Origin of the sequence: Pseudomonas agronomica, assembly GCF_025917275.1 — a bacterium.
In the GTDB taxonomy this organism is placed as follows: Bacteria; Pseudomonadota; Gammaproteobacteria; order Pseudomonadales; family Pseudomonadaceae; genus Aquipseudomonas; species Aquipseudomonas agronomica.
Genome location: NZ_JAOSHO010000474.1, coordinates 1 through 3,776 on the forward strand (window position 1 = coordinate 1; position 3,776 = coordinate 3,776).

The 3,776-nt window shown below is 58.2% G+C and carries 5 protein-coding genes; 2 read left to right on the forward strand and 3 right to left on the reverse strand.

All coding sequences use genetic code 11. The annotated features are described in order from the left end of the window. Both folE2 and OC610_RS22925 read right to left on the reverse strand, forming a co-directional pair. Nucleotides 1-888, reverse strand: an 888-nt coding sequence (gene folE2 / locus OC610_RS22920; RefSeq protein WP_264431042.1) for a GTP cyclohydrolase FolE2, incomplete at its 3' end; no start/stop codon positions are given. A gap of 112 nt (nt 889-1,000) precedes the next feature. Continuing rightward, nucleotides 1,001-1,393: a glutamine synthetase gene (locus tag OC610_RS22925; RefSeq protein WP_264431044.1), complete on the reverse strand. Its 393-nt coding sequence runs from the start codon at nt 1,391-1,393 to the stop codon at nt 1,001-1,003. A gap of 117 nt (nt 1,394-1,510) precedes the next feature. On the opposite strand from OC610_RS22925, the gene zigA reads away from it, so the two are divergent. After that, entirely contained in the window at nt 1,511-2,719 is a 1,209-nt protein-coding gene (gene zigA / locus OC610_RS22930) for a zinc metallochaperone GTPase ZigA (protein WP_264431046.1), read from the forward strand. A 63-nt stretch (nt 2,720-2,782) separates the two neighbouring features. Here the strand turns inward: zigA and OC610_RS22935 are convergent, their stop codons facing one another. After that, nucleotides 2,783-3,136, reverse strand: coding sequence for an NADH:ubiquinone oxidoreductase (locus OC610_RS22935; RefSeq protein WP_264431048.1), 354 nt, complete (start codon nt 3,134-3,136; stop codon nt 2,783-2,785). Nucleotides 3,137-3,164: 28 nt separating this feature from the next. Between OC610_RS22935 and OC610_RS22940 the strand changes: the two genes are divergently transcribed. Continuing rightward, the coding region (locus OC610_RS22940; RefSeq protein ID WP_264431049.1) for a CobW-like GTP-binding protein at nt 3,165-3,776 on the forward strand (612 nt) is incomplete at its 3' end.

Genomic DNA, 3,776 nt, shown 5'->3' on the forward strand with positions numbered 1-3,776 from the left:
GCCTCGCGTCCAGCTACTTTCGGCCACGGCGTCATGGGCGTGCAGGCTTTCGGCGTGAACGACCCTGACACTCAGCGCATCGATGAGAGAGGGTTTTGCCAAGGCTGTGGTCAGCCGCCTTGCAGCGTCTTCGCAGAACATAAGGTTTTGGCCGTTGGCCAACGCAAATGCCTGTTCGTCTGCGCGCTTGACGGCGGTTTGCACCGCGGTACCGAGGGCTGCTTCGGCAGCATCGATGAAGGATTGGAACGGCAAGTCCTCGATCTCTTTGTTCAACCGCAGGGTCAGCGTTGCCGTGCTGCGCTGGCTATGGGGGGTGGCGACGATGCCATTTGGCGAGCCCAGCCAGGCGAGGATCTCGGCGTGCTCGAGCGTTTTGTTCGCAAAGTCGTTGACGAATTGTTGCTGGATCAATTGTCGAGCGAGTGCCGCGGAGCAAGGGCAGGTGGAGGAATAGGGAATCCGAATTCGAAGTTCCACGTGGAACATTGCGTTTTTCAGGCTGGCTTCGATGCTTACCGGATAGCGCTTCCAACCGTCCAAGGGACTGATGAGGGCCGGACGCTTTAGCAAAAGATCGGTACGGATAGTCAATGAAGCCGCATGGGACGAGCCTTGGTGACTATCGAGAAACTGCTGCAAAATTCGATGTAATAACCGCGGCGAGAGCTCCGTCGCTTCAAGTGTTTCCAATATCAAATACAAGCGTGACATATGAATGCCGCGTGCTTCACGGTCATCCAGGCTGACGCCTGCATCGGCCATTGCCTGGCGACGATGGCCGCCTATCAGCACGGGTAAAGCGATTCCACACATGCCGACCCAATCGAGGGGAAGAGCTTGGCGTGAAATCTGCGCAGCGACGTCGGGCAGCGTTAACGCATTCATGAGAGGTCCGCAAAGAATTCAAAATTAGACGTTATAGTATAACGTCTTCTTTGTGAATAGCTTTCCCATGAAAGGTGTTTTACTTATGCGTCGGGCTGTTCCACGTGAAACGTCAGCGCGGCGAGTCCTGACAGCCGTTGAGGCGACTACATATGAACGCACCTTTGCTCCCGCCAGAGCTTGAAAAACGATTGATCGTCGTCCAGCCAACTCGACGGTTGTACCCAACCCAACTTTCCCCGTCCGAAGCCAGGCCGGTGAAAAATGTGAGCTGGCCATAACGGCTATTCGTCTGCGCCCAATAGCGGTGGCTGACGGCCTCAAATCCGCGCGTATAGAGAGTGTCTCCACTCGTCTGGACGCTATAGGCGTTGCCGTAACCATCGACACACGCCAGCAAATTCCCGCTGCGGGTGCAATTCGCCAGGAGCGGGTTTTGAGCTGACGCGTAGACCGTCCAAAGCAACAACGAACCCGCCGTCATAAATCTCACAGAGCTGCGCATGGATCGTTCTCGGTCAATAAGGTTTGCAGTTGGGTGTTTGGTTGTTGTTATAGTATAACGTAAATTTGCCTGCCCCAACATGTCGAGCCGGAACGGCCACCGATGAGGATATACCCGATGCCCAATCGCCTTCCCGTAACCGTGCTTTCCGGATTCCTCGGCGCCGGTAAAAGCACGTTGCTCAACCATATCCTGCGTAACCGGGAAAACCTGCGTGTCGCGGTGATCGTCAACGATATGAGTGAGATCAACATCGATGGCACCGAAGTCCAGCGAGATGTCTCCCTGAATCGTGCCGAAGAGAAACTGGTGGAAATGAGCAACGGCTGCATCTGTTGCACGTTGCGCGAGGACTTGCTTGAAGAGGTCGGGCAACTTGCCAGGGAAGGGCGTTTTGATTATTTGTTGATCGAATCCACAGGCATATCCGAGCCGCTGCCCGTGGCGGAAACCTTCACGTTTCGCGATGAGGAAGGCCGGAGCCTTGCCGATGTCGCGCGCCTCGACACGATGGTGACAGTGGTCGACGGCGTAAATTTTCTGTTGGATTACCACGCGGCCGAGAGCCTTGCATCCCGGGGCGAAACCTTGGGTGAGGAAGACGAACGCTCAATCACTGAGCTGCTGATTGAACAGATCGAATTTGCCGACGTGATTCTGATCAGCAAGATAGACCTGATCAGCCAACAGGAGCGGGAGGAACTCATCGCGATACTGGAGCGTCTCAACACCCACGCGCGGATTGTCCCCATGGTCATGGGCCAGGTGCCGCTGGCGAGCATCCTCGACACAGGCCTTTTCGATTTTCAACGCGCCGCCCAGGCACCAGGTTGGCTGCAAGCTTTGCGAGGCGAGCCTGTACCGGAGACCGAGGAGTATGGCATCGCTTCGACAGCCTACCGGGCACGTCGGCCGTTTCATCCCGAGCGCTTTTTCACGTTCATCGACCGTCCTTGGCCTAATGGCCGGCTCCTGCGGTCGAAGGGTTTCTTCTGGTTGGCGAGCAAACCTGAAGAGGCGGGAAGTTGGTCCCAGGCCGGCGGATTGATGCGTTATGGGTTCGCCGGACGTTGGTGGCGGTTCGTGCCGAAACACCAGTGGCCGCAGGATGAGGACAGTACCGCCGCGATCATGAAGAACTGGCTGGCGGCGACGGGCGATTGCCGTCAGGAGCTGGTGTTCATCGGCCAGAACATGGATTTCGATCAACTCTCCGAAGAACTGAACGCCTGCCTGCTGACCGACGCGGAGATGGCCCTGGGTATGGAAGCCTGGCGCCTGTTACCGGACCCGTTCGGCCCGTGGCATGACGAGGTCGCGGCTTGATTCGTCGCTTCCCTGGGCGCGCTCCCGGGGAGCATCAAGTGTCATCGGATTGGATCGCTTGGCTCAAGGCTTGAGCCAGGTGCCCTGGCTTTTCCCTTCGCAAAACGGCTTGAGATAGGCCGCGTCGGTCGCCACGCCGTAATAGTGAATATCCTGGTGATAAGGCATATTGGCGACTTGGGCGTTGCTGCAGATGCCAAACGCGCCGCCAGGGCACTGATCCACGTATTGCACGTCGACTTTCTGCCCGGCCAGGCTCGGCTGGCAGAACCCGTCGGCGAACAGCTTTTGCGGAATGTTGCGGTTCTGTTGGCAGACCTTGACGTCGAGTCGTTCCGCCTGGCTGTGCACGATACAGGCCTGGGCCATGGCCTGGTTCGAAGCCAACGCCAGTAACAGCCAGCCGAATATTCGCATCTTCACCTCCACTCAAAGCCATTGATCTATGTTGCAGGACATCCCCACCCATGTCATCGCCGGTCCATTGGGCGCCGGCAAGACCAGCCTGATCAGGCACCTGATGGCCCAGCGCCCAGCGGATGAACGCTGGGCGGTGCTGATCAATGAGTTCGGCCAGGTCGGCCTGGACGCCGCGCTGCTGACCCAAGCCGCCGATGGTATCGCATTGGGCGAAGTGGCCGGGGGCTGCCTATGTTGCGTCAACGGCGCACCGTTTCAGATCGGCCTGGGTCGCTTGCTGCGCAAGGCTCGGCCCCACAGGCTGTTCATCGAACCTTCAGGGCTGGGCCACCCGCTGCAACTGTTGCGTCAATTGAACGCGGCGCCTTGGCTCGGCGTGCTGGCGGTCCAGCCTTGCGTGATGGTTTTGGATGCCCGAGCGATGGCGGACGGCAAGCCATTGCCCGATACGCAACGACAGGCGTTGGTGGATGCCGGATTACTGGTGCTGAACAAATCCGAAGACCTTACCGAAAACGAGCGGGCGCGCGTTGTCGCCCAATTGCCTGCCCTTGGCTTGTATTGGACGCAACAGGCGGCATTGCCGATTGATCAATTGCCAGGCATTGCTGTTCGGGGCGACGGCGCTGTGGATAAC

What these genes read in the sequence shown, in the direction of transcription:
- OC610_RS22925 (WP_264431044.1), bottom strand. Translation starts at nt 1,393, where the DNA reads ATGCGCAGCTCTGTGAGATTTATGACGGCGGGTTCGTTGTTGCTTTGG.
- zigA (WP_264431046.1), top strand. Translation starts at nt 1,511, where the DNA reads ATGCCCAATCGCCTTCCCGTAACCGTGCTTTCCGGATTCCTCGGCGCC.
- OC610_RS22935 (WP_264431048.1), bottom strand. Translation starts at nt 3,136, where the DNA reads ATGCGAATATTCGGCTGGCTGTTACTGGCGTTGGCTTCGAACCAGGCC.